This window comes from Paraburkholderia franconis (genome assembly GCF_009362735.1).
GTDB classification, from domain to species: Bacteria; Pseudomonadota; Gammaproteobacteria; order Burkholderiales; family Burkholderiaceae; genus Paraburkholderia; species Paraburkholderia franconis.
In genome coordinates this window covers 17,744-43,626 of sequence record NZ_WHNP01000032.1, presented here as the reverse complement: position 1 = coordinate 43,626, position 25,883 = coordinate 17,744, and the positions used below count along the sequence as shown (strand labels likewise).

The 25,883-nt window shown below is 62.4% G+C and carries 24 protein-coding genes and 1 pseudogene; 3 read left to right on the top strand and 22 right to left on the bottom strand.

Annotation, left to right across the window (positions count from 1 at the left end; all coding sequences use genetic code 11):
- Nucleotides 1-9: 9 nt before the first annotated feature.
- Nucleotides 10-354 (top strand): cupin domain-containing protein, encoded by a 345-nt coding sequence (locus GCT13_RS28430; RefSeq protein ID WP_321574673.1) that lies wholly within the window; start codon nucleotides 10-12, stop codon nucleotides 352-354.
- A 40-nt stretch (nucleotides 355-394) separates the two neighbouring features.
- Here GCT13_RS28430 and GCT13_RS28425 read toward each other — a convergent pair whose 3' ends face one another.
- From GCT13_RS28425 to GCT13_RS28375, 11 genes are all read right to left on the bottom strand, one after another.
- Complete coding sequence (locus GCT13_RS28425) at nucleotides 395-811, bottom strand: helix-turn-helix domain-containing protein (RefSeq protein ID WP_152763737.1); 417 nt, start codon at nucleotides 809-811, stop codon at nucleotides 395-397.
- Nucleotides 808-1,977 carry an NAD(P)/FAD-dependent oxidoreductase gene (locus GCT13_RS28420; protein ID WP_152763735.1) on the bottom strand — a complete coding sequence of 390 codons (1,170 nt, stop codon included), beginning with the start codon at nucleotides 1,975-1,977 and terminating at the stop codon, nucleotides 808-810. The genes GCT13_RS28425 and GCT13_RS28420 overlap by 4 nt, the downstream gene beginning before the upstream one ends.
- A complete protein-coding gene (locus GCT13_RS28415; RefSeq protein WP_152763733.1) occupies nucleotides 1,974-3,362 on the bottom strand; it encodes an FAD/NAD(P)-dependent oxidoreductase in 1,389 nt (462 codons plus the stop codon). The genes GCT13_RS28420 and GCT13_RS28415 overlap by 4 nt, the downstream gene beginning before the upstream one ends.
- Nucleotides 3,347-3,661: a (2Fe-2S)-binding protein gene (locus GCT13_RS28410; protein ID WP_152763731.1), complete on the bottom strand. Its 315-nt coding sequence runs from the start codon at nucleotides 3,659-3,661 to the stop codon at nucleotides 3,347-3,349. Before GCT13_RS28410 ends, GCT13_RS28415 begins: the two co-directional genes overlap by 16 nt.
- Entirely contained in the window at nucleotides 3,658-5,499 is a 1,842-nt protein-coding gene (locus tag GCT13_RS28405) for an ABC transporter ATP-binding protein (protein WP_152763730.1), read from the bottom strand. The genes GCT13_RS28410 and GCT13_RS28405 overlap by 4 nt, the downstream gene beginning before the upstream one ends.
- A 2-nt stretch (nucleotides 5,500-5,501) precedes the next feature.
- Complete coding sequence (locus GCT13_RS28400) at nucleotides 5,502-6,443, bottom strand: ABC transporter permease (protein WP_152763728.1); 942 nt, start codon at nucleotides 6,441-6,443, stop codon at nucleotides 5,502-5,504.
- Complete coding sequence (locus tag GCT13_RS28395; protein ID WP_152763726.1) at nucleotides 6,440-7,396, bottom strand: ABC transporter permease; 957 nt, start codon at nucleotides 7,394-7,396, stop codon at nucleotides 6,440-6,442. The genes GCT13_RS28400 and GCT13_RS28395 overlap by 4 nt, the downstream gene beginning before the upstream one ends.
- A gap of 83 nt (nucleotides 7,397-7,479) precedes the next feature.
- Nucleotides 7,480-9,102 (bottom strand): ABC transporter substrate-binding protein, encoded by a 1,623-nt coding sequence (locus GCT13_RS28390; protein ID WP_152763724.1) that lies wholly within the window; start codon nucleotides 9,100-9,102, stop codon nucleotides 7,480-7,482.
- A gap of 88 nt (nucleotides 9,103-9,190) precedes the next feature.
- On the bottom strand, nucleotides 9,191-10,465 hold the full coding sequence (locus GCT13_RS28385; RefSeq protein WP_152763722.1) for an NAD(P)/FAD-dependent oxidoreductase: 1,275 nt from the start codon (nucleotides 10,463-10,465) through the stop codon (nucleotides 9,191-9,193).
- 37 nt (nucleotides 10,466-10,502) lie between these two features.
- On the bottom strand, nucleotides 10,503-11,171 hold the full coding sequence (locus tag GCT13_RS28380) for a haloacid dehalogenase type II (RefSeq protein ID WP_152763720.1): 669 nt from the start codon (nucleotides 11,169-11,171) through the stop codon (nucleotides 10,503-10,505).
- 197 nt (nucleotides 11,172-11,368) lie between these two features.
- Nucleotides 11,369-12,847: an aldehyde dehydrogenase family protein gene (locus GCT13_RS28375; RefSeq protein ID WP_152763718.1), complete on the bottom strand. Its 1,479-nt coding sequence runs from the start codon at nucleotides 12,845-12,847 to the stop codon at nucleotides 11,369-11,371.
- Between the two features lie 247 nt (nucleotides 12,848-13,094).
- Here GCT13_RS28375 and GCT13_RS28370 point away from each other — a divergent pair, with 247 nt between their 5' ends.
- On the top strand, nucleotides 13,095-13,967 hold the full coding sequence (locus GCT13_RS28370) for a GNAT family N-acetyltransferase (RefSeq protein WP_407670871.1): 873 nt from the start codon (nucleotides 13,095-13,097) through the stop codon (nucleotides 13,965-13,967).
- Between the two features lie 30 nt (nucleotides 13,968-13,997).
- Here the strand turns inward: GCT13_RS28370 and GCT13_RS28365 are convergent, their stop codons facing one another.
- From GCT13_RS28365 to GCT13_RS28350, 4 genes are all read right to left on the bottom strand, one after another.
- A complete protein-coding gene (locus tag GCT13_RS28365) occupies nucleotides 13,998-14,207 on the bottom strand; it encodes a hypothetical protein (RefSeq protein ID WP_152763714.1) in 210 nt (69 codons plus the stop codon).
- Between the two features lie 632 nt (nucleotides 14,208-14,839).
- Complete coding sequence (locus GCT13_RS28360; protein WP_152763712.1) at nucleotides 14,840-15,712, bottom strand: amidohydrolase family protein; 873 nt, start codon at nucleotides 15,710-15,712, stop codon at nucleotides 14,840-14,842.
- Between the two features lie 55 nt (nucleotides 15,713-15,767).
- Entirely contained in the window at nucleotides 15,768-17,063 is a 1,296-nt protein-coding gene (locus tag GCT13_RS28355) for an MFS transporter (RefSeq protein ID WP_152763710.1), read from the bottom strand.
- A 63-nt stretch (nucleotides 17,064-17,126) separates the two neighbouring features.
- Nucleotides 17,127-17,849, bottom strand: coding sequence for a GntR family transcriptional regulator (locus GCT13_RS28350; protein WP_152763708.1), 723 nt, complete (start codon nucleotides 17,847-17,849; stop codon nucleotides 17,127-17,129).
- Nucleotides 17,850-18,070: 221 nt separating this feature from the next.
- On the opposite strand from GCT13_RS28350, the gene GCT13_RS28345 reads away from it, so the two are divergent.
- Complete coding sequence (locus GCT13_RS28345; protein WP_152763823.1) at nucleotides 18,071-19,318, top strand: MFS transporter; 1,248 nt, start codon at nucleotides 18,071-18,073, stop codon at nucleotides 19,316-19,318.
- 183 nt (nucleotides 19,319-19,501) lie between these two features.
- Here GCT13_RS28345 and GCT13_RS28340 read toward each other — a convergent pair whose 3' ends face one another.
- The 7 genes and pseudogenes from GCT13_RS28340 to GCT13_RS28310 all read right to left on the bottom strand — a co-directional run bounded on the left by GCT13_RS28340 (nucleotide 19,502) and on the right by GCT13_RS28310 (nucleotide 25,869).
- Nucleotides 19,502-20,503, bottom strand: coding sequence for a transketolase family protein (locus GCT13_RS28340; RefSeq protein WP_152763706.1), 1,002 nt, complete (start codon nucleotides 20,501-20,503; stop codon nucleotides 19,502-19,504).
- Nucleotides 20,500-21,351, bottom strand: coding sequence for a transketolase (locus GCT13_RS28335; RefSeq protein WP_152763705.1), 852 nt, complete (start codon nucleotides 21,349-21,351; stop codon nucleotides 20,500-20,502). Before GCT13_RS28335 ends, GCT13_RS28340 begins: the two co-directional genes overlap by 4 nt.
- Nucleotides 21,352-21,378: 27 nt before the next feature.
- Nucleotides 21,379-22,707: pseudogene (locus tag GCT13_RS28330) on the bottom strand (MFS transporter).
- 144 nt (nucleotides 22,708-22,851) lie between these two features.
- Nucleotides 22,852-23,601: an SDR family NAD(P)-dependent oxidoreductase gene (locus tag GCT13_RS28325; RefSeq protein WP_152763703.1), complete on the bottom strand. Its 750-nt coding sequence runs from the start codon at nucleotides 23,599-23,601 to the stop codon at nucleotides 22,852-22,854.
- A gap of 97 nt (nucleotides 23,602-23,698) precedes the next feature.
- The gene (locus tag GCT13_RS28320; protein WP_152763701.1) at nucleotides 23,699-24,616 is read right to left on the bottom strand and encodes a LysR substrate-binding domain-containing protein; all 918 of its coding nucleotides are present in this window, start codon (nucleotides 24,614-24,616) and stop codon (nucleotides 23,699-23,701) included.
- A gap of 391 nt (nucleotides 24,617-25,007) precedes the next feature.
- The gene (locus GCT13_RS28315) at nucleotides 25,008-25,151 is read right to left on the bottom strand and encodes a hypothetical protein (protein ID WP_227747053.1); all 144 of its coding nucleotides are present in this window, start codon (nucleotides 25,149-25,151) and stop codon (nucleotides 25,008-25,010) included.
- 322 nt (nucleotides 25,152-25,473) lie between these two features.
- The gene (locus GCT13_RS28310) at nucleotides 25,474-25,869 is read right to left on the bottom strand and encodes a hypothetical protein (RefSeq protein ID WP_152763697.1); all 396 of its coding nucleotides are present in this window, start codon (nucleotides 25,867-25,869) and stop codon (nucleotides 25,474-25,476) included.
- Nucleotides 25,870-25,883 lie beyond the last annotated feature (14 nt).

Sequence of the window (25,883 nt, the reverse complement as noted above, 5' to 3'; positions counted from 1 at the left end):
GGCGAGGCCGTGAAAGTTCAGCAGATCAGGCAGAGCATCGCGCTAAAAGGACTCGAAGACTGGGGCACGGCCGGATTGCCGGGTACGCAGGAAATCAGGGTATCCGGCGTGCAGAAGGTCATTCCGGGCTGCGAGGCGATCGATACGGGCGTATTCGAATGCACGCCCGGCACCTATCGCCGCGCGGTCAAGCAGGCGGAAGTGATGCATTTTCTGGCGGGCAGCGGCCGCTTCACACCCGATGGCGAAGACACGATCCACTTCATAGGCGGCGATACGCCCTTCTTCGCGGCGAACACCGAAGGCACATGGGAAGTCGATGAAACCCTTCGCAAGGTCTATGTCATCTTCTGAAGTGCGCTCATGCGTGCGCGAATGGACCATGCGGGAAGCGCTAGACGACATGCGCGTCGTCGAGAGCAAATACCCGTGTCTCGGCTCGCGCAACGCGCTTCTTCAAACAGGCATCGAACTCGGCTGACCGCGACTTCTGGCGCGTGCGCTCCACAAAGGCACTCGGCGTCATGCCACACAAGCGCTTGAAATGCCGCGCGAGATGGCTTTGATCGAAAAAGCCCACTTCCGTCGCGACGACCGATCCGGGCACGCCCGCAAGCAATAAGGTCTGTGCGCGGCGCACGCGCAACTCGCACAGATACTTGTACGGCGACAGCCCGAATTGCTTGCGAAACACCGTCGCGAAGCGCGATACGCTCAGCGCCGAGAGATCCGCGAGTTGCGCGAGGCTCACGGTCTTGTCGAAATTGGCTTCGATATAGGCGAGCGCGTCGATCAGATTGGCTTGGCTCATAGTGAAGTCTGAGAAGTAACCGATTCGGCGTGCGTCGACGAAGCGCGCTGAAATCGTCTGATGGAAAACGAAGCGAGGTCGATGGGGGTACTACCCGTATCGAGCAACTCGGCGAGCGTTTCGCCGACACCGGGGCCAATCTGAAAACCGGCACCGGAAAAGCCGAATGCATAGAACAAACCATCTGCTTTCGAGCTCGGACCGATCACAGGCTCCGAATCCGGCAGATAACTTTCCACGCCACTCCACACGCGAATCACATGCAGCGGACGCATCGCGGGGACCATGCGGAGGAACTGCGCCATCTGCGCAACGGTGTTGTCAGGAACCACGCCCGCGCGGCGGGTCATTGCATCCACCGGGACGGACGGGCCGCCGCCCAGTACGATATTTCCGCGTGCTACCTGCCGGAAATACACGCTCTCTTCCTTGATCGACGTGTACACGCCCATCGAGAATCTGAACACGTAAGGCACGGGTTCCGTCACCGCCATTTGCGGGCCACGCGCGACGAGCGGCACGGGTTCGCCGAATTGCGTCGACAGCGCGTTGGCCCATGCGCCCGCGCAGATGAGTACTTGCTCCGCGCTATATACATCGCCCGTTGCGCTTTCCACACGAAAGCCGCCCGCGTCCTTTTCTACGCGCACCACCTCTGTGTTCTCGACGATGCGCGCGCCGAGCCGCGCCGCCGCGCGTCCGAATGCGGGCGCGGCAAGCCGTGGGTTCGCGTGACCATCGAGCGGCGAGACGGATGCGGCGAGTACATCGCGGCCGAGAAACGGAAAGCGCCTGAACATTGCCGCGCCATCGAGCACTTCGAGATCGAGGCCATAGGCGCGCGCATCGGCGGCATAGCGATGAAAGTATTCGGCGTCACGCGCGTGATAGCACACGCGCGTATGACCCGATGGCAGGAACTCGATATCCTCGCCGAGCAATTCGCGTGAACGCCGCCATGTTTCCAATGCGCGGTTCGACATGGCGAGTTGTTCGAGCGCGCGTCCTTGCCGGCGCACGCCGCCGAAATTCACGCCGCTCGCCTGCTGCCCCGTCAAACCGCGTTCGAGCAGAATCACCGAGCGCCGGCGGCGGCGCAGAAAAAACGCAGTCGTCGTGCCGACGATGCCGCCGCCGATCACGATCACATCGGCGCGCTCGTTCATTTGCTCGTCTCCATGTCCTGGTGCGGCGCGAGCGCCATTGGCAAAGGTTTGACGGGTGCCTGACCACGCAGGCGGCCGACCGCTTCGAGCGGCACGCGCGCTTGCGCAGCGATGACTTCCGCGCCCGCATGCGCGCAGAAGCGGCCCTGGCATCGGCCCATGCCGACGCGTGAGAATGCCTTCGCGCGATTCGCTTCATTGGCGCCCATCTCATTCACGACGCGTCGCAGCTCGCCTGCCGTGATCGCTTCGCATCGGCAAACGATGGTTTCATCCGGCAACGCCGCGGCGAATCGCGCGGGCCACGGAAACACCGTGCGCAAGCCCGCGGCAAAGCGCGTGAAGCGTGCTAGCTGCATGCGTAACGTGTCGGCCTCGGTGTCGTCGTGCCTCAGGCCGAAGTCCTTCAATGCAGCCAATGCCGCGAGCCGTCCGGCGCGCTCAGCCGCATCCGCGCCGCGCACGCGCACGCCATCGCCTGCGAGATAGACGCCTTTCACATTGCTGCGGCCGTCCTCATCCGCGACGGGAAGCCATTGCTGCAATGCCCGGTCGAAACGGAATTCGCAGCCCGCGAGATCGGCCAGTTGCGTTTCGGAGCGCAAGTGATAGCCGAGCGCGACGGCATCGCATTCAACTTGCAGCATCGCGCCGTTGGCCTGCTTCACGCGCACGCCTTGCACACCACCCTGCGGCGTGCCTTCGATCGCAACCGGCGTAATGCCGCGATGAATCGGAACGCGCGCATCCTTGAGCACGCCCATCAACGCGATGCCCTTCTTGAGCGCCGATGGAATCGCGAGCAATTGGGGCAATGCGCGCAAGCGCTGTGAGAATGTCGAGGTATCCAGCACCACGCTCACTGTCGCGCCCGCCTTCACATATTGCGCGGCAACCAGATACAGCAGCGGTCCTGTGCCCATCATCGCGACGCGCGCGCCGATCGCGCAGCCCTGCGATTTCAGTGCGACCTGTGCGCCGCCGAGGCTATACGTGCCCGCGAGATGCCAGCCGGGAACGGGCATCAGGCGATCCGTCGCGCCGCTGCAGATGATGAGGGCATCGAATGCGATCTTGCGATGACGCGTGCCGCTCACCACATGGACCGCGCCAGGCTCGACGTTCCACACGAGCGTCTCGGGCACATAGTCGATCTTTGCGCGCAACGCATCGAAATCGCGATGCAATGCATGCGCACGTTGCGCCTCGGTGCCGTACAACGTCTCATACGTGCGCGTGAAGCCTTCCGGCTGACGACGATAAATCTGCCCGCCATCGCGCCGGCCCTCGTCGATGACCACAGGACGCAAGCCCGCCTCGACGAGTGCCTGCGCCGCGCGCACACCGGCCGGTCCCGCGCCGATCACGATCACAGTCGCGGCCATACGCCCTCCCCGGAAACCGCGAGCCGCGTGACAATCGACATGCCTTCGACCGCCTGCGTCGTGCACGCGCGCACACGGTCGCCGTCCGCGGTCCATACCCAGCAGTCCTGGCACGCACCCATCACGCAGAAGCCCGCGCGCCGGCCATCGCCGAACTCTGAGTCGCGCAGGTCTTCCTGTGAAGTCAGCAGCGCGACCATCAACGTGTCGCCTTCGGCAGCGCGCGCGCGCCTGCCGTCGATGACGATCTCGAACGTCCTGCGGCCCTTCTCCGCGACTCTGACAAAGCGTCCGCTCATGCCGTCACCGTTTCCATCGACTGCATGCGCGCGAGATCATCGGCGCTGTGATGACAGACAATCTGCGCACCCGAAGGCAAGGTTTTCTTCGCAGGCGGGGTGACGTTGCACTTGCCGTCGATGCGCGCCGCGCAGCGCGAGCGGAAGCAGCACAGCTCGGGCGCATCGCTTTCAGGGCCGAGCGCGGGCAGTGCGGCGAGCGCCATCGCGCGCCGCGAGTCGAGCCAGCCCGGACGCAGCGCAGGCACCGAATCGACGAGCAAGCCCGTGTAAGGGTGATACGGCGGATGCGAAAGCGCATCGCGCTGGCCGGCTTCGACGCACTGGCCCGCATACAGCACGATGACTTCATCGCAGATGGCGCGCACCGTCGAAATGTCATGGCTGATGAACATGTACGACACGTTCAGCTCGCGGCGCAGTTCCGCGAGCAGATCGAGGATCGCGGCACCGACGACCGTGTCGAGTGCGGACGTCACTTCATCGCAGAGAATGAGTTCGGGATTCGCCGCGAGCGCGCGCGCGAGATTCACGCGCTGCTTCTGTCCGCCTGACAAGCCGCCCGGCTGGCGCTTCGCGATCGATGCGGGCAGCTTCACGAGATCGAGCAGTTCGAGCATGCGCTTTTGCGCGGGCGCGCCGCGCAAGCCGTGATAGAAGTTCATCGGCCTGGCGAGGATATCGGCGATGGTGCGGCTCGGGTTCAACGCGGTATCGGCGCTCTGGAACACGATCTGCACGCGGCGATACTGATCCAGCGTGCGCTCCGACAGCTTCGCCAGCAAGGGTTTGCCGTCAAGCAGCACTTCGCCGCGCGCGCGATCGACGAGACCGGCAATCACGCGCGCGAGCGTCGTCTTGCCCGAGCCCGATTCGCCGATCACGCCGAGCGTGGTGCCGCGCGGAATCTTGAGGCTCACGTCATCGAGCACGCGCACGGCGGGCACGCCGTTCGCATCGATGCGGCCATAACCCGCGCTCAAATTGCGAATCTCGAGCAGCGGCGTTTCCTTTGCGTCATCGGCCGCGTTGAGTTCGATTTCCGGACGGCGTGTCGCCGCGAGCAGCTGACGCGTGTATTCGTCAGCGGGCGCATCGAGCACCTGCGCGGTCGTGCCGTTCTCGCGCACACGTCCGCCGTTCAACACGACGATGCGGTCCGCCATCTGCGCGACCACGGCCAGATCGTGCGATACGTACACCGCCGTCGTGCCCAGCTCCCGCACCACACCCTTGAACGCCGCGAGCACTTCGATCTGCGTGGTCACGTCGAGCGCGGTAGTCGGCTCATCGAACACGACGACTGCAGGATCGGTGATCAACGCCATCGCTGCCATCAGGCGCTGCAACTGACCGCCCGATACCTGATGCGGATAGCGATCGCCAATGGTGTCCGGATTCGGCAACGCAAGCGAACGGAACAGACCGATCGCTTTCTGACGGGCGACAGCGGGCGTCATCAACTTGTGCAGCAGCGCGGGCTCAGTCACCTGATCCATGATCGTGCGCGCCGGATTGAAGCCCGCCGATGCGCTCTGCGCGACATACGCGACCGTGCGCGCGCGCAATGCGCGGCGGCCTTTTTCATCGAGTGCGAGCACATCGATATCGCCGATTTTCACGGACCCGCCCGCAATCGAACACCCGCCGCGCGCATGCCCGAGCAGCGACAACGCAATGGTCGTCTTGCCCGAGCCCGACTCGCCGATCAACGCGAGCACTTCGCCTTTCTTCACGGTGAAATCGACGCCCTTCACGATCTCGACGACGGGATCGGGCGCTACGCCCGCGACAACGCGCAAGCCCTTTACTTCGATCATGTTCGCGCTCGTTGTCATGTTCACTTTCCGCCTCCGTGCGAACGCGCGCCATGACGGCGCAGGCTGTCGATGAGCAGATTCACCCCGACTGTGAGCGTCGCAATCGCGACGGCGGGCATCAGCACAGCGGGCGCGCCTTCCGCGAGACCGCCGATGTTCTCGCGCACGAGCGAGCCCCAGTCCGCGTTCGGCGGCTGCACGCCGAGGCCCAGAAAGCTCAGACCCGAAAGCAGCAGCACTATGAACACGAAGCGCAGGCCAAAGTCCGCGAGCATCGGATGAATCATGTTGGGCAGCACTTCAACGCGCGCGACATAGAACAGCTTCTCGCCGCGCGCCTTCGCGACCTGCACGTATTCGAGCGTCATGATGTTCACCGCGAGTGAGCGCGAGATGCGAAATGCGCCGGGGATATACGCGAGCGCGGCGACCATCATGAGCATCGGAATGGACGAGCCGAATGCCGCGATCACGACGAGCGCGAGAATCTTGCTCGGGATCGAGATGAGCGCATCGAAGAGTCGGCTCAGCACTTCATCGACCCAGCGGCCCGACACCGCGGCAACGAGACCGAAGAACGTGCCGATGACGCTCGCCGCCACCGTCGACGCGAGCGCGAGCCCGACCGTGTATTGCGTGCCGTACAGAATGCGGCTCAGCATGTCGCGGCCGAGATAGTCGGTGCCCAACAGATGCGCCGCGCTGAACGAGCCGAAGATTTCCGTCGACGTGAACGCGCCGCCCTTGTACGGCGCGACGACCGGCCCGATGAACGCCACCGCGAGCCAGAACACGACGATGAGCAGACCGATCAGCCCGAGCACCGAGAAGCGGCCGACGAAGCGGCTCAACACGCCACGCCTGACGACGGACGCTGGTTCTTGATGCATATCGGCACAAGGTTGGGCGGAAGGTTGCTCGTAGAGCACAGTCGTGGCATGAGAAGGAGCGTGTCGGTTCATCGTTGACGCAGCCTCGGGTTGGATACGATCTGACACAGGTCCGCGATGAGCACGAGCGCGAGATACGCCGCGCAAAACACCATCACGCAGCCCTGCACGAGCGGCATGTCGCGGTTGGTGACGGCATCGACCATCAGGCTCGCGAGACCGGGATAGTTGAAGATCGATTCGACGATCACCACGCCGCCGAACAGATACGACAGCGAAAGTGCAACCGCGTTGGCGATCGGACCGATGGTGTTCGGCAACACGTGCCGTAACACGACGCGCATTGGCGAAGCGCCCTTCAGCACGGCCATCTCGACATACGACGCGTTCAGCTGATCGAGCACTGCCGCGCGCGTCATGCGCGCCATCTGCGCGACGATCACGCAGCAAAGCGTCATCACCGGCATCGCGTACGTGCGCACGAGCGCGCCGAACGACGACACATCCGACAGATACGATAGCGCCGGCAGCCAGCGCAGCTTCACCGCGAAGATCAGCACGGCGATGGTCGCGACGAGAAACTCCGGCACGGCGACAGTCGAAAGCGTGAGCACGTTGAGCACGCGATCGAGGAGCGAGCCGCGATACATCGCCGAAAGAATGCCGATCACGAGCGCGAGCGGCACGGACACGAGCGCCGTCAATCCCGCGAGCACGAGCGAGTTCGGCAGACGCGTGGAGATCAATTCACTGACGGGCAGATTGTTGGACAGCGACGTGCCGAAGTTGCCCGTCCCCACATGCGCGAGCCATTGCACATAGCGCGTGATCGCGGGTTGATCGAGACCGAACTGATGCCGCAGCGCCGCCACCTGCTCGGGCGTGGCGGCCTGGCCGAGCGCCTGCTGCGCGGCATCGCCCGGTAAAAGGCCGGTGATGCCGAACACGACCATCGACACGATCCACAGCGTGAACAGCGCGAGACCGAGGCGCGCGGCGACGAGTCGTTGCACGTGAACTTTCATCGGATATCGCCTCCCGTCTTGAAGGGTTGATCGCGCGCCGACGCTCCTGCAAACGACGACGCACGTACGCTGTCAAAGCACGCTCATGCCTCAAGCCATACGTTCTCCGCGAACATCCAGCCCATCAGGCCCGCGAGCGGAATGCCGCCCAGGCCCTTCAGCTTCGACGTATGCGCATCGAGCGAGCTCTGGAACATCGGAATGCCGATGCCGCCGTCCTTATGCACGAGCTCCTGCATGTCGCCGTAAATCTTCTTGCGCTTCGCTTCATCCGGTTCGCCGCGCGCCGAGACGAGCATCTGGTCGAACTGCGGGCTCTTCCAGTTCGCTTCGTTCCACGGCGCGTCGGACTTGAAGAACTGCGTGAAAATCACGTCCGCGCTCGGACGCGCATTGATGTTGCCGAAGCCGAGCGGATGCTTCATCCAGTGATTCGACCAATAGCCATCGGACGGCACGCGCACGACCTGGAGATTGATGCCTGCCTGCGGCGCGACCTGCTGCATCAGCACGGCCATTTCGACGGAGCCTTCCGCCGCCGGCGATGCATAGAGCTGAAGCGGCGTGTTGCCGACCTTCGCCTTCTGGAAGTGGAACTTCGCCTTGTCCGGATCGAAGCCGCGCTGCGGCAGGCCCGACATAAAATACTTGTTGCTCGGATCGATCGGCTGATCGTTGCCGATCGCGCCATAGCCGCGGAAGATGGTCTTGCGCATCTGATCGCGGTCCATCAGGTACATCATGCCGCGGCGGAAATCCGCGTTGCCGGTGATGCCGCCATCGTCGCGCATGATGAGATCGGTGTACTGGCCCGTCTTCGTTTCCAGCACCGCGAAGCCCGGCGTACCCCTGATGCGTTCTGTCGAGCGCGCGCTCACTGCGTTGATGAGTTGCACGTCGCCCGATATGAGCGCGTTCACGCGCGCCGGCTCGTCGGCGATGCCGATCAGCTCCACTTCATCCAGATGCGGCATGCCCGGCTTCCAGTACCTCTCGTTGCGCACACCCACGGTGCGCACGCCCGGCGAGAACTCCTTCAGCTTGAACGGGCCCGTGCCGACAGCCGTCTTGAAGTCCGTCGTGCCGTCCTTGATGATGAGGAAGTGCGAATCCGCGAGAATCACCGGCAGGTCGGCGTTCGCGCCCGTCAACGTGATGGTCAGTTCGTTCGGGCCGGTCGCCTTGATTTCCTTGAACTGGTCGGCGAGCGTCTTCGCCTTCGAGCCGACAGCGGGGTCCTTATGGCGCATCAGGGAATAGATCACGTCCTGCGGCGCGAGCGACTTGCCATCGTGGAACTGCACGCCGCTACGGAGCTTGACGACCCACACGGTCGCGTCTTTCGTTTCGAGCGATTCCGCCAGCGCCATCTTCGCGCCGAGATGACTATCCAGCTCGGTCAGCCCGCTGTAGAACATGAATGCGCGCGCGTAGTCGGTGCCCAGGGCGCCTTTGGCTGGATCGAGCGTATCGGCAGCGGACGATGATTGCGTCGCCACGCGGATGCGACCGCCCTGCTTCGGCTTGTCCTGCGCGAAGGCGGCCCCGCTCGCGGTGAGGAGCCCCGCGCCCGTCACCGACAGCAATCCGCCCGCGGCCATCGCGCGCAGGACGTTGCGCCGCGACGCGCCACGGCGCGTCAGTTCTTCGAGCCGTGTGCCGGCATCAGCATGGGCGAGTGCTTCAGGCGATTTGTCGATGCTCATGAACTTCTCCGCGATAGGGGCTATAAATGTTCGACGGCTTGATCGTTGTATGTGGGCCGCCTGTCCTTGCTTCCGATGCTTCGGTGCTTCAGTAGAAAACGTCTTTGATCGAGTAATACGCGCCGACCAGCGGCAGAAACCAGGGCTTGCCCGTATGCCCCGGAATTGCGGGCCAGTCGAAATCGCGCCACGGGTTCGCTTCCGGGTTGCCGTTCATCACGTCGGCCATGACCTGGCCCATGTGCGTCGACATCTGCGTACCGTGGCCGCTGTAGCCCATCGAGAAATAGATGCCGTCGTGCTGGCCCGCGCGCGGCAGGCGGTCAGCGGTGATATCGACGAGACCGCCCCAGCAATAGTCGATGCGCACGTCGGCGAGGCTCGGGAAAATCGATGCGAGATTGGCTTGCAGGATGCGCCCGCTCTTCGAATCCGAAGGTCGCTCCGATGCCGTGAAACGCGCACGGCCGCCCAGCAGCAGGCGCGAGTCGTGCGTCAGACGAAAGTAGTTATGCATGAGGCGGCTCGTCGTGTACGAGCGCCGGTTCGGCAACAGTTGCTGCAGTTGCTCCGTGGGCAACGGCTCGGTCACGATGATGAACGAACCGACAGGCGCCATCCTGCGCCGATACCACGAGAACGGACCGTGCTTCGAAGGGCCCGTTGCAATCAGAACCTGTTTCGCGTGCAACGAACCGCGCTTCGAATCGACGCGATATGTGCCGCCGTCCTTCACGATGTTCGTGACTTCGGCATGTTCATAGAGGCGCGCGCCCTGCCTCACCGCGGCTTGCGCAAGACCCACGGCGAACTTGCCCATATGCATCTGCCCGCCGCGATGCTGCAGCAAGCCGCCGTGAAAGGCATCAGATTGCACTTCGGTGCGGATCTGCTCGCGATCGAACAGATCGATGTCCGGATCGACTTCCCGCCGGATCAGTTCGGCGGTCTTCGCGATATGTTCCAGATGATGCGGCTTCGCGGCGAGCTTCAGCTTGCCGGACGCGAGATAGTCGCAATCGATGTTCTCGTCGCGAATCAAACGCTCGACAGTGTTCACGGCATCCGCATATGCGCGATAACAACGCTGCGCGCGCTCGACGCCGAGTTGTGAACGCAGCGCCGCGTAGTCTTGCGCGACACCCGTATTGCACTGACCGCCATTGCGGCCCGACGCGCCGCCGCCCACGCGCCCGGCATCGAGCACCGCGACGGACGCCCCGCGCTTGCCCAACGCGAGCGCCGCCGACAAACCCGTGAACCCGCCGCCGATCACGGCGACATCGACCTGACCATCGGCCGGGCCTTCGCGCGTCGAGGTCAGCGCGGGCGCGGTATCGAGCCAGTAGGAGTCGAGTTTCATCGGCATTGCTCGCGTGAAGTGGCGTGTCTAACGTGTGTCAAAGACCGAGTTGCGTGGCCAGATCGCCGATCGTGTCCACTTCGTAATACTCGTAGTACGGCGTGCCCGGCTCGTGGCCGCGCTTGACGAACGCCTTGTGCCTGATGCCCATGTCGTGCGCGGTCATGAGGTCATAGCGCAGGCTCGACGACACGTGCAGCACGTCTTCCGGGTTGCAGTTGAGCTGGTCGAACATGTACTCGAAGCCTTGCATGCGCGGCTTGTACGACTGCGCCTGCTGCGCGGTGAACACGCGATGGAACGGCGCGCCGAGCTTGTCGACATTGCTTTGAATCTGATCGTTCGATGCATTCGACAGAATCACGAGCCTGTATTTCTTCGCGAGACGCGAGAGCCCTTCCGGCACGTCCGGATGCGGGCCCCAGGTCGGCACGGCGAGGTAGAACTTTTCGGCTTCCGCTTCGTTGAATTCGACGTTCATACGCTCGCACGCGCGGCGCACCGAATTGACGATCACGTCGCGATACGGCTTCCATGCGCCGAGCACTTCGTCGCGACGATAGCCCGCGAAGAACTTCACGAACTGCTCCAGTGCGTCGCCTTGCAGGCGGTCGGTGTACATCTCGCGAGCCATATCGGCCATGCGGAATTTCGTCAGCGTGCCGTAGCAGTCGAACGTGATGTACTTCGGCTCGAAATCGATCATGGTTTTCAGTCCTGTCGTGTGATGAACCCGTCCGGAGTTCAGTGGTGAAAACAAGGAACAGCGAACTGCTGAGAAAATTTAAACAAGGCAAAAATGACTGATGGCGTTGAATGTGTGCCCCGCGACGACATAAGTCATGCGTTTTGAGGCTCCGCTACAGCAGAAAATGCGGCGCCTGTTTCGCACGATCGTACGCATCAGCCTTCGATATCGATGAGCACGCTCTTGAAGCGCAGATTCGCCTCATACGCCTGCCGCCCGAGATCCTTGCCGATACCCGAACGCTTGTAGCCGCCCGTCGGGATCACGAAGTCGCTCGTGCGCCCATAGCGATTGACCCAGACCGTGCCCGCCTCGATGCCGCGCGCCATGCGCAACGCGCGGCCGATATCCGCGGTATGCACGCCCGCCGCGAGTCCGTATTCGGGATGCGCGGCGAGTTCAAGCGCTTCTTCCTCGCTGTCGAAGGACTGCACGGTGAGCACCGGGCCAAAGATTTCGTTGCGCACTGCGTCGCTTTCCTGTGTGACATCGCACAGCAAGGTCGGTGAATAGAACGCGCCGGGCGTCGCCGCGTCCGCGCGCTTGCCGCCGCAACGCAAGGTCGCGCCGCTTGCGATGCTGCGCTGGACGATCGCGTCGATACGCTGCGCCTGCGGCTCGGAGATGATCGGCGGCAAGGTCGTGCCCGCTGCCCATGTCGGACCGGCCTTGAGTTCGCTGAATGCCTGCACGATGCGCTCGATCAGTTCATCGGCGATGGCGCGCTGCACGAGCAGGCGCGATCCCGCGACGCACACTTGTCCCGCGTTTGCCGCGATCGAGCCGGCAATTCGCCGCGCCACTTCGTCGATGCGCGGGGCATCCGCGAACACGATCTGCGGGCTCTTGCCGCCGAGTTCGAGCGTGACGGGCTTCGTGCCCGTCTCCGCGCACGCGGCCATGATCGCGGCGCCGGTGCGCGTCGATCCCGTGAAGGTGACCTTGCCGATGCGCGGATGACGCACGAGCGCATCGCCCGTCGTGCGGCCGTCGCCCTGGACGACGTTGAAGATGCCAGGCGGCACGCCCGCTTCGAGCGCGAGTTCGGCGAGACGCAATGCGGAAAACGGCGTCATCTCCGAAGGCTTCAGCACGACCGCATTGCCCGCCGCCAGCGCAGGCGCGGTCTTCCATATGCCCATCACGAGCGGAAAATTCCACGGTGCGATCGCGCCGATCACGCCATACGGCTCGGCGATGGTCATGCCGAGATGACGATGATCCGTCGCCGCGACATCACCGCCGATCTTGTCCGCAAGCTCCGCATAAAAGCGGATGCTCTCGGCGGTGAACGGCACGTCCCAGTTGCAGGCATCGCGCACGGGACGCGTCGAGCCGAGCGCTTCGAGTGGCGCGAGGCTCACCGCATCGGCGGCGACGAGATCGGCGAACTTGCGCAGCACGCGTGCACGCTCGCGCGGCGCGCGGCGAGCCCAGTCGCTCTTCTTGAATGCGCTCCATGCGTTCTGCACGGCATAGTCGATCATCGCGTCATCGGCGAGAGGCACCGATGCATACGTGACGCCGTCCGACGGCCGCGACACGTCGATGCGCGAGGCGCCCGCATCGATCAGTTCGCCGCCAATGAAGTGCCCGCTCCTGATGCCGATGCTGGCGGGATCGAAACCGTCCATGTGCGTGGGTCCTCTTTCGGGCTGCTGCGTTGGCATGACTTCATCGTAGGACCAGAGCCCCGGCATTTTTTCGCCGACAAAATTGCCGATTCAGCACGGCGCGCGCGTTCTTGCCGCGATAACTCGCGGTTTTGCGTTGCACCACGCGCGCCGCCCCTTGTTCGGCGCAGGACAGGAAGATCGTCCTAGCCATGCGCGCTGCGCGGTGTCACAGTGACGGTAAATGTCTTCACGCGAGGAGGCCGGCGTGCCCGACTCAAGCAATAACGATGTGGTCCAATACCGGGCTTTCACGCTCGACGACATTCCCGCCGCGCATGCGCTGTCGATGTCCGTCAAATGGCGGCATCGCGCGGACGACTGGCGCTTCGCGGCACGTCTCGGCAGCGGCTTCGCCGCCGTCGATGAGCAAGCCGCGCTCGTCGGCACTGCGCTCGCGTGGCGGTTCGGCGCAAGTGCCGCGACGCTCGGCATGTTCATCGTGTCGCCGGAACATCAGCGGCGCGGCATCGGGCGCGGACTGCTCGACCGGTTGATGGCGGAGCTTCCCTCGCGCATGCTGCTGATTCATGCATCGAACGAAGGCAAGCCGTTGTGCGAGGAACGCGGCTTCACGCGCATCGACACAATTCGTCAGCATCAGGGCGCGGCGTTTCAGCCACCGCTCGTTTCGCTGCCGCCGGGTGAACGGCTTCGTCCCATCGGCGCGAAGGACACGCCGCGTCTCGCGGAACTCGCCTCGCGCGCGACCGGCATGGATCGCACCGAACTGCTGCCGCAATTGCTCGACGTGGCGAGCGGCATTGCACTCGATCGCGATGGCGAGCTGACCGGCTTCGCGCTCTTCCGGCGCTTCGGCGACGGACATGTGATCGGTCCGGTGATCGCGCCCGAATCGCCGGACCAGAGCCGCGCCAAGGCGTTGATCAGCTATTGGCTCGCATTGAACGCGGGCATGTTCGTGCGCGTGGATACGCCGCTGCGCTATGGTCTCTCTTCGTGGCTCGAAGGGCTCGGTCTGCCGCTCGTCGATACCATCGAGCAGATGGCGTTGAACGGCACGCCATCCACTGACGACACACTCACGCAGTTCGCGCTGACGAGCCAGGCGTTGTGGTGATTTGCGCGTGAACATCGACGGGATCAATGATTACGCCTTTTCCAGCCACGCGACCTCCGCGAAGCGATAACCCATGACGCGCCCCGACGGACTACCCTTCAACCCACGCAGCTTCGAGCTCCGCGCATCGATGAAGTTGATGAACGCCGGGTGTCGCGCTTCGGGCGGCGCGACACTCCACGTGCCCTCACTGTGCCGGTTGAATTCGCCATCGCGTTGTTCAGCAAGTGCTGCCGGCACACCAGGTACAGCAACTGCGACGGCGAAAACGAGTTTCCCCCCTGCCGCCCTCACGTTCCCGGCGGTTTGTCCCAGGCCATTGTGATCCGCTATAAGCAATGTCAAAGCCAGATTGAAATGTCGAGGGTCCGGTTAAATACAGATGTCGGGTTTGCCGCACAGCGGTGAAATACGGGGTCAAGCCGGACCTGCTTGCCAGGATTCGCGTTGCCTTTCCCGCCACGTTTTGGGAAGGCGGACAGGCCACGCGGGGCGAACAGGCAAGTCGATAGAACTTCCTCCGACACCACCATGCACGGCAAAGACGGGAGGGCGGCCGTACGGCATTGCCACGAAACGGCCCGCGTCCGCACGGGCGCTACCTTGCTTGAGAGCCCACGCGACAGGAAAGCAACTCGCATTTGAAGAGCACAGGCACACCCATCGAAGATCGATTGGCGCAGTGCTCGCGCCTCGAGATGTCGCTGCGTAAAACGGTAACCGGCTGGCGATACTAACCGGCTGTGCTCCGCCTTCAGGCGACGCGTGCCGTACAGTTCATCACAGCCGTTAGCATGCTGCTGCGAGACTAGACCTTGCTGGTGCATCGAGGCGGAGGGCTACTGTGCGATAACGAAGTGACAGAGACAGGATCACGCATCGTCGAACATGTAAAGTCTCGCGGCCGTGTCCGCGAGGACCGCATTGCGCTCTTCACCATCCGAAAGCAGCGCGCAAAGTAACTCGAGCGTGTGGGCGAAATGCTCTTGGGCTTCGTACTGTGTATGCGGCCAGTCGCTGCCCCACATCAGGCGACCCAGGCCGAACGCCGCCTTCAAAAGACGGACCGCTTCGTGCATGTCATCGTCATCCATGCGAAAGCCGCGCCAGTTCCGGTACGCCGCTGATATCTTCACCCACACGCGCTGCGTATGAGCCAGTTCGAGAAGACGGCGAAAACCCGGGTCACGGACACCGAGATCAGGATCGGGCCTGCCGAAATGATCGACGACCACGTTCAGGCCCGCGTCAAGAAGCGGCTCGACGATGCCCTGCAGCCGCGCCGCTTCCGCATGCACCTCGACATGCCATCCCAGTTCTCGAACATGCGCGAGCGTTTGCCCGCCCACCCAGTTGTCGAGTGGCTGGTCGGCGTGACCGATCAGGTTCAGGCGAATTCCAGCGACGCCCGTGGCCGCCATCTCCGTCAGTGTGTCTTTTGCGCAGTCGCGCCCGATCACCGCGACGCCGCGTAGTCTTTCAGGCGCGCGGCGCAACGCATCGAGCAGATAGCTGCAATCCGCGCCAAGAAAGCTGGGCTGTACGAGCACGCCGTGCGATATGTCGTGTGCGTCCAGCTGTGCCAGGTACGCGTCGAGCGGCGCATCGTAGTCGGGCGCATAGCGCCGCTGCCGGGTGAGCGGCAGGCCGCGCTCGAATACATGCGCATGCGTATCGACAGATCGAATGCGGGCGGGACGATGTGCATCCCGCCGACGGCTCGCGTCTGTCTCCAACTTCTCCATCGTGAACATTCCTTCATTACCAGTCTTGCACGGCTACGCGCGAATGCGCCGCGCCTCAACGCCTTTGCGCGTGAGAGAGCGCGCCCGGATGTTGCGTATCGAGAGCGGCATCGCCTAGTGCGTGGCCGCGCGTCTCCGGCAGCATCAGCACGGACAGCACCACGATTGCGTAGGCGAGTCCTGCATCGATGCCGATCGCCGTTCCGAGCGACATATTCGCGGACATCTGTCCGACAAGCACCGGAAAGCCCGCCGATGCCACACGGCCGAAGTTGTAGCAGAACCCGACACCCGTGCCGCGCATCCCACGCGGATACAGTTCGTTGAACAGCGCGCCCATGCTCGCGGGAATACCCGCTGCAAAAAAGCCTAGTGGAAAGCCGAAGAACAGCATTGCGGTATTGCCGAGCGGAAGAAACAGATAGGCGATCACCGTTATCACGCAGCAGATTGCAAACGTGAGAATGGTTTTGCGGCGCCCGATGCGGTCCAGCAGTTGCGCGCTCGCGATGCACCCGCAAAAGAACGCGACGATCACGACAGCGAGGTAGCCTCCCGTGCCCAGCACCGACAGGTGGCGCTCGCTCTTCAGAAACGTGGGCAGCCAGGTCATCAGCGCATAGTAGCCGCCATGCGCGCCGACGCCGAGCAGAGCGCCGATCAGCGTCATACGCAGCACTTGCGGAGAAAAGATGCCGACGATCGCACCGGGCGCCGGTTTGTCCTGGCGCACTCGCGCATCGCGCGCCGTGCGACCCGGCACGGCGGGTTCGTGCACGCCGCGTCGAACGTAAAGGATCAGCAGCGCCGGAACGATACCGATTCCGAACATCGCGCGCCACGCGGTTTCCCCGGGCAGCAGCGAGAACATCACCGCATAGAGCAGCACCGCTGCGCCCCAGCCCACGGCCCATGCGCTCTGCACGCTGCCCATTGCCTTGCCGCGATGCTCGTTGCGGATCGTCTCCGCCATCAGCACTGCGCCGGCCGCCCATTCCCCGCCGAAGCCGAACCCCTGCAGCGTCTTGAGCACGAGGAACTGCGGATAGTTTTGCGCGAACGCGCACAGGAATGTAAACGCGGAAAAGAATGCGACCGTCCATTGCAGCGTCTTTACGCGACCCAGCCGGTCCGACAGCATGCCCGCGATCCAGCCGCCCAGCGCTGACGCGACCAGCGTGACGCCGCTGACGAGTCCCGCTTGCGTGCGACTGATCGACCATTCGGCGACGATCGCCGGAATCACGAGGCTGAACATCTGCACGTCGAGCGAATCAAGCGCCCATCCGCCGAAACACGCCCAAAACGTCCGGCGTTCGTTGCCTGAAATCTCGCTGAACCACTTGAACATTGCCGTCTCCCTGGGTCGCCGCTCCTGCAGGGGAAACGACGTGTTCCTGATGGCCGCCGACAGTTATCGGATCTCGGCCTGGTAGATGAATTCGCTGGCGGGCCCGCGCGAGCGGCGCCATTCCAGCGGCTGCCTGTCGTAGCCATACGCGAGTCGCTCGATCACGACAGCGGGCGTACCCGGTTCGATGCGCAACAGCCGTGCATGCAGCGGGTCGATCGCTTCGACGGTCAGTGTTTCCGTGGCGGAGGCCACGACCTGATTGCACTGTGCCTCGTACACGGGATACAGCAGGTCACCGACATCGTTGAGATCCATCTGCGCAAACGCGGCAAAACGGACGTAGGGCAGCCAGATTTCTTCGGCCAGCATCGGCACATCGTCGATCAGACGCAGGCGCGACATCTGGATCACGCGCGCGCTACTCGATATCTGCAATGTTGCGGCGACCGCGGAGGGCGCATCGACAACCTCGCGACGCAAGATGCGGCTCTCCGGAATGCGCCGTTCGCCCTGCCGCGTCTGGAAGCGGAAGAAGCGAAACAGCGAACTGTCGAAGCTCGCGCGACGCACGAACGTCCCTCTTCCCTGGAAACGCTCGAGCAGGCCTTCCGCGACGAGCAGGTCCACGGCTTTGCGGACCGTGCCGACGGCCACGTCATAGCTTCTGGCGAGCGCCTGCTCGGTGGGAATCGCTTCGCCGGGCTTCCAGTGGCGTGCCGCGATCAGGGCAACCATTTCATCGCGCAAACGCTGGTAGCGCGGCAACCGGTCATCGGCATGCATCGTTTTCTCCATCACATTCATCTATATGATTTCATGAATCACGTTTTGGTCAGATCGGGGATAACCCTTGAAAGCTTGTGTTTGCTACAGCGACGGGTTTCTACCGATTGTTGCCAGATCATATTCAACTAAACATATATATGAATTGATATCGGAGATCTGTTGTGAGCCAAATCCAGACCGCTGAGCAGGATGTCGTGAAGAAAATCGCCTGGCGGCTCATGCCGCTGTTGATCGTGATGTTCCTTATCGCCTTCATCGACAGGCAGAACGTCGGATTCGCCAAGTTGCAGATGGTGCATGCACTGGGAATGTCGGAAGCGTCGTATGGCCTGGGCGCGTCGCTTTTCTTCATCGGCTATCTGCTGTTCGAAGTGCCGAGCACGCTCGCGCTGCATCGCTTCGGCGCGCGCCTGTGGCTCGCGCGCATCATGGTGACGTGGGGCGCCATCACGGTAGCGATGGCATTCACACGTTCGATGGAACTGTTCTATGTTTTCCGGTTCGCGCTGGGTGTCGCGGAAGCCGGCTTCTATCCGGGCGTGATTTTCTATCTGACGCTATGGTTTCCGCAGAGTCATCGCACCCGCATGCTCGGCTTCTTCACACTGGGCAGTGCGCTCGCCAACATGCTCGGATCGCTCGCCGGCGGCTTGCTGCTGTCACTCGACGGCAGCCTTGGCCTCGCCGGCTGGCAGTGGGTATTCATGGCGACGGGAGCGCCCGCGATCGTCGTTGCACTGGTGGCGTTGCGTTTCCTGCCTGAGTCAGTCGAACGCGCGCCGTTCCTGTCCGACGAGGAGAAAGACCTGATAATCACAGCGCTGCGTCGCGAGGCGCCGACGCAAGCCATCGCGGAGCATCCGTGGCGGGCGCTGGTCGACAGGCGCGTGCTGATGTTCGCGTGCGGCTATATGCTGATGTCCACGTCGCTCTATGGCGTGACGTACTGGCTGCCGACGCTGCTTAAAAGCGGCGGCGTCTCGCATTCGTCGCTCAACGGCCTGCTCAACATGATTCCGTGGATGCTCTCCGCGCTGCTTCTGCTGTGGCTGCCAGCGAAACTGAAACGCGAGGGCATGGTGCTCAAGGCGATGGCGATGGTGGCGGGCGTCGGCGTAATCGGCTTCGCGCTAAGTCTCGTGCTGCCGGGCCTGCCGCTGCGGTTCGCCGCGCTTGTACTGGGCGGCGCATGCATTCCGCTGCTGTATCCGTGCTTCTGGTCGCTGCCTCCGCGTTACTTCACAGGTGCCCGCGCTGCGGCGAGTATCGCGGCGATCAATTCGATCGGCAATCTCGGCGGCTTCTTCGGGCAGAACCTGATGCCTTACGTCGGTAAGATCGCGGGCAACGCGAGCGCCCCGATGCTGGTGCCCGTCGTCTGCCTGACCTTGCTCGGCTTGGGCATGTCTATCGCGTCGGCGCGCAGCGGATCAGGCGCGCGCGTGCGGATCGCAGCGAGGCAGTAAGCCAAAGACGGCGAAAAAAGCGGGTCGACCCGTATCGCGGGTCAATGAGCAGACGGCATGGCGGCTGCCGCCGTCAGCAAACGGATCATGGACCCAGCCGGGAACAGGGCAAATCGAGTCGCAGTCTGAAAGAACCCCGGCTATGTGGCAACCGGGGGCCTTCTCGCGCGCAACCTGCGCCTGCTATGCCAGCCACTTCTTGATGTTGCTAGCCATCACGTTTGTGGAAATGCCATAGCGGTCATGCAGCGTCGGCAGCGCACCCGCATCGAGGAACGCGTCGGGCAGTGCTATTTGCCTGTATGCGCAAGCGGCGCCTTCGCTCAACAAGGTCGTCGCCACAGCCTCGCCAAGCCCGCCAATGACCGTATGATTCTCTGCGACAACGACCATCCGACCCGTTCGCTTCGCTTCGCGAATGATTGTCTCCGTGTCCAGCGGCTTGATGGTCGGTACGTGCAGCACGGCGACGTCGACCATATCCGCTTCGAGTACCTTCGCGGTTTCGAGCGCGCGCATCGTCATAATTCCGGACGAAATGATGAGGACGTCGGTGCCGTCGCGGAGCATCCTGGCCTTGCCGAGTTCGAATCGATAGTTGTACTCGTCTAGCACGGCAGGTACGTTACCGCGCAACAACCGCGCATAAACCGGGCCCTTGTGGGCAGCGATGGCGGGGACCATCTGCTCGATGTCCAGCGCATCGCACGGGTCGATGACAGTCATGTTCGGCATCGCGCGCATCAGCGCCAGATCTTCGGCAGCCTGATGGCTTGGGCCGTAACCAGTCGTCAGCCCAGGCAGCGCACAGACGATTTTGACATCCAGATCGTCTTCAGCGATGGTCTGGTGAATGAAGTCGTAAGCACGGCGCGTCGCGAACACCGCATAGGTGGTGACAAACGGCTGCGCGCCTTCGTGAGCGAAGCCAGCGGCCGCGCCCATCAGCAGCTGCTCGGCCATTCCCATCTGATAGTAGCGCTCCGGAAACTCTTTCGCGAAGATGTGAAGGTCGGTGTACTTGCCGAGGTCGGCCGTCATGCCGACGACGTTCGCTTTCGTGCGAGCCAGCTCAACCAGTGCATGGCCGAATGGTGCGGACCGGGTAACCTGCCCTTCACCGGCGATGGACGCAATCATCGCCGATGTCTTCAGGCGAGGTTTTTTATCGATGACCGAGCTCATGCTTTTCTCCCTGCGAAAGTCTCATCAAGTGCTTCGAGCGCCAGCTTCCACTCGTGTGGGTCGACGCGAATAAAGTGATTCCTCTCGCGCTCCTCGAGGAACGGCACGCCACATCCCATCTTCGTGTCGAAGACGATGATGCGCGGCTTCGCGTCCTTCAGGTTTCGTGCGTTGTCGAACGCCTGCTTCACCGCGTCGATATCATTGCCGTTCACCCGCTGCACATACCAGCCGAATGCTTCGAGCTTCGGCACCAATGGCTCGAAGGCCATGATTTGCGTCGACGGGCCATCGGCTTGCTGATTGTTCACGTCGATCATTGCAATGAGGTTGTCGAGCTTCCAGTGGGCCGCCGACATCAGGCCTTCCCAGATTGCCCCTTCGTCGAGTTCGCCATCGGAGAACAGCGTGTAGACGAATGACTTCGAGCCCTTTCGCTTCAGGCCCAGGCAACGGCCCACCGCGATCGTCAATCCCTGGCCAAGAGAGCCGCCGGACATCTCCATGCCGGGCGTGTAGCTCGCCATGCCGGACATTGGCAGGCGGCTGTCGTCGCTGCCATAGGTCTCGAGTTCTTCCTGAGGAAGAATGCCGGCTTCGAACAACGCTGCGTAGAGCGCGATCGCGTAGTGGCCGTTCGACAGCAGGAAGCGGTCGCGGCCTTCCCAATCGGGATCGGCGGGACGGTAGTTCATTGCGCCGAAGTACGAGACGGCCAGCACGTCCGCGATGTCGAGCGCTTGCCCGATATAGCCTTGACCTTGCACTTCGCCCATCAGAAGGGCATTGCGTCGGATGCGATACGCGCGCTCGGCGAGCGTCACATCCTCGATGACGGGAGTACTCATTTGCGTGTCTCCAGAAAAGAACTTGGTTCAGCGATTGACGGTCTTGGCGGGAACGAAAAACACCAGCACCGCGCCAAGCACCACAGACGCTGAGATAAAGATGAGGCCCGCAGTGGACTTGCCTGTGAAGTCGTTCAACCAGCCCACGATCGCAGGCGAGAAGAACCCCGCAAGATTGGCGAAGCAGTTGACGGCGGCGATGCCCGCCGCGGCCGACATGCCGCCAAGGACTGCAGTAGGCAGCGCCCAGAAGAGCGATGACGATGCAAGAATGCCCGCAGCCGCAACGCTCACGCAGACAATCGACGCGCCCACGCTGCCAAGCATCGGCAAGGTAGCGAAGCCGGCGGCAGAGACGAGCAACGGAATGGCGAGGTGCAGTCGGCGTTCGCGGCGTTTGTCGGCGCTGCTTCCAAGCAGTGGCAGCGCGATGATGGCGCAGATGTACGGAATCGCGGTCAAGATGCCCACCCAAAGGGGGTCTGCCACACCCGTGCGCCGAATGATGGTCGGCAACCAGAATGTGAGTCCGTATTGGCCCAGCACGACGCAGAAGTAGATTGCAGCCATCAGCCACAGGCGGCGGTCGGCGACGAACGCACGAATCGACATGTGCTCAGTGGTCTGCGTGCGGTCCCTCTCAACGTTGCGCTTGAGCAAGGACTTCTCGTCGTCGGCAAGCCACTTCGCGCCCGCAATGCCGTTGTCGAGATAGAGAATGATGGCAAAGCCAAGGACAAGCGACGGCAGCGCTTCGAGCATGAAGAGCCATTTCCATCCTGCGAGACCGTGCAAACCCTAGAACGAATGCATGATCCAGCCCGAAAGCGGCCCGCCTACGATGCCCGCAAGCGGAATCGCCATGAAGAACATCGAGAGCGCCTTGGCGCGTCGTGCCGCGGGAAACCAGTACGTGAGATACAGAATCACGCCGGGAGCGAAGCCCGCTTCCGCGACGCCAAGGAGGAAACGCAAGATATAGAACAAGGTTGGTGATTTGACGAACACGAAGCTCGCCGAAATCAGCGCCCAGGTCAGCATGATGCGCGCGAGCCAGTTGCGCGCGCCGACCTTGTGAAGGATGACATTACTCGGCACTTCGAAGAGGAAATAGCCGAGAAAGAAGATGCCCGCGCCGATGCCGTACACCGTTTCCGAGAAGCGCAGATCATTGAGCATCTGAAGCTTCGCGAAACCTACGTTGACGCGGTCGAGATACGCCCCGAGGTAGCACAGCATCAGAAAAGGAATCAGACGGCGCGCCACTTTGGCATAGGTTCTTGCTTCGAAGCTGACGACGTCGTCGGTCACGGACAGGTCTGCGCCGATCATGGGCGAGGTCATTTTGGGTTTCATGGGTTGTCTCCTGTTGGTCAGACGCATGTCATCGCTGGTTCGCCTGACCGCAAGCTTGTGGACCTTCTCAGCGGCGCGACGCCCTGCGTGTTTCGGGTGCGCCGGGAGCGTGCGCGTCGTTGCGAAGCGCACGCGACTTCAACGTCAATGAATCAGCATGCCGCCGTTGATATCGAGCGTGATGCCCGTGAGGTAGGTCGACAGACTGCTTGCCAGGAACAGGCACGCGTTGGCGATATCGTTGGCTTCACCCAGGCGTCCAAGCGGAATGCCCTTGATGATGTCGGCGCGCATTTCCGGCGTCAGCTTGTCGCCCGTGATGTCCGTCTGAATGAGACCCGGCGTGATTGAGTTCACGCGGATATGATCGGCGCCGAACTCGCGCGCCATTGCCTTGGCAAGCCCGAGTACGCCCGCTTTAGCCGCGCTGTAGTGCGGGCCGCCGAAGATGCCGCCGCCGCGTTGCGCGGAGACAGACGACATGCACACAATACTCCCGTTTCGCTGCTTCTTCATTTGCGGAATCACCGCTTGCGACATGTACAGCGTGCCGAGCAAACTGACACCCATCACCGCGTCGAAGTTATCGCGGCCAATTTCGAGTGTCTTGATGGGCTGGGTGATGCCTGCATTGTTCACGAGCGCATCGATGCGGCCGTATTTCTGCACGACGGCATTCGCGGCGTTCACGCATGCTTCCTTGTCGGTGACATCGCACGCCAGACCAAGGTGTCCGTCACCCAGATCGCGCGCCGCGCTTTCCGCGTCGGCTTGTTTCAGGTCCAGGATGGCGACGCGGGCGCCCTGCGCGGCCATCGCTTTTGCCGTCGCTTTGCCGATGCCGCGCGCCGATGCCGCGCCCGTGATGATGACCACTTGATTCTCGAGCAACATGCTGATGTCTCCGTTGATGAACTAGGTGTAGGCGGAAGTTTCTCCGTCAGCGACCTGTCCATCAACGCAGTTTTCCTCAACTCGTGCTGAGAAAATTTCAGCTAGCCCGGGATTTCCCTGACACGCGGGGCGTGCTGCGTTCAATCTCTTGCTCAATCCATGCAAGGAACCTGGCGACCCTTGGCAAGTCCGCGTTCTGGCTCGGGTAAACAAGATGATGAGCACCGACCTCGACTGAATGCGCATCGTCGAAGACTGGAACCAGCGCGCCTTCCCGGACCTTGACCGACGCCAGCATCAAGCTCTCCAGTGCGATGCCGAGTCCCAGCGCCGCCGTCTCGATAGACATATATGAACGGTCGAATGAGAAATCAAAGGTCTTTTGTGCGCCCGTCACGCCGAGGCGTCCAAACCATTGACGCCACTGGACTAGCGGCGCCTCGGAATAAATGAGCCGGTGCGCAAGAAGGTCTTCGGGTGTCTTTACCGGGTGTTGTTCCAGGTACTTCGGCGAGGCCAACGGCGCGATGAACTCGCCCCTGACAGTTTTCACTTCGACATTGCTCCACTCGCCGTATCCGTGACGAATATCGATGTCGTAGTAGCCGTTCGAAAACGAGACGTTCTCGTAAGAGCACGCGAGGTTCAACTGGATGTCGCCATTCGCCTCCTGGAATGAAGCCAGTCGCGGCATCAGCCACATGAGGCCAAAGCTCGGGCTTGAATGCACTCGCAGGATGTCGACCTCCTTGCGGCTCGACGCCCGCTCCGTCGCGCGGCTGAGATCTGCCAGCGAACCCGTTACATCAGACAGGTAGCGCTCGCCTGTGGGCGTGAGGACGAGGCCGCGCCCGGTTCGTTGAAACAACGGTTGACCGATGATCGACTCGAGATTGCTCAACTGATGGCTCACTGCTGACGCGGTGAGGCCAAGCTCCTCTGCTGCCCGGTTGACGCTCCTGGTTCTGGCGATGCATTCGAAGGCGATGATCGCCTTTAGTGGTGGGATGCGCATAGTGAAATTTTTTCAGGTGCAGTTGAACGGAACTGCATTGCTCGCATGTGGCTGTCGCTGCCATCCTGACTGCAAGCGCCTTCGGTTCGAGCTTCCGGGGATTCTGTCCGGCGATTCAGGGGGCCGCTCCACGCGTTTGGCCGTACGGTCTCGGGCGGAAAGCGCTATGTGTGCGTTGAGACTACGCACGACGGTGAGCAATTCACACACTTCTTCTTTCGCCACGGCGACGGCTGCAGGAGGGTGTTCCCCCCGCTCCGGTGTTCCCGGAGATGACTTTAGAGCATTTGGCCGCCTGGCATCAATGACCAATGCGATGCGTCGCCTACGAGCGGTATCCTCGGCTGCTCTCTTGCGAGAGCGAATCGGAGCCTCTACTCGCGCGCCGCATCTACAGAATGAAAAGGCGGCATATCTGCCCCATGCCGTCGGTGAACTGGAACACATTCAGTCGGCCGGCTCTGACGTCAAGCAGAAGCTGCTCGACATCCGCAATAGCGTGCGCACGGGACGGGTTGCATTCGATCTCGGACATGAGATCCCGCCGTCTCTCGAGAAGTCGTTGAATCGCGCTGGCCCGGGAAACGAAGATTTGCTCCATCGACAACCACCTCGGCCGGAGCGAGTACCGGCTAACGCCGCTGCCCCACGCAGACCTATCGGTATGTGGCGCGAACCACTGCGCGAAAATCACTCACGTAAAGCGCAATTTTCAGCAAACTGGCAAACCTGGATGCCTTGATGCAGACCGCTGCGGCGCTCGTAGCTCGCCGGATAGTGGATGCCCGACGCAGAAGAGGACATCTACCCCTCTTCCTCCTCCGGCGCCCCGGCAAGCAAGCATGAGATGACCTTCCTCACGGTGCTTCGCCGTCGTGTGAGCGCAGTGTGCCATTCATGAACCAGCCCATCTCCACGAGATGGTCCAGACACATGTCATAGACCGCTCGCACGAACGTAGCGCGGAAGTCGAGTCGGGGATTTTCAGAAGCCGCGGCCGACTCGTCGCCGAGCACCACCGGCAAATTCACCTCGGCGCGTTCAGCAAGCGTCTGCGACCAGCTTGAGATTGACACCCGCTGAAGCCAGTCTGCGTCGCCTCCATTTGCGGCGAGCCAGATTCGTTCCAATTCGACGACGTTCCCGATAGTGAGCCAATCGCCACTAACGAACCTTGCCAGAAGTTGAGACTCAACCAGAAAGGCAAGCAATTCGGCTCTCGCCCGAAGGTCCAATTTCAGAGGTTGGTCCATGGTTTTATCTGCAC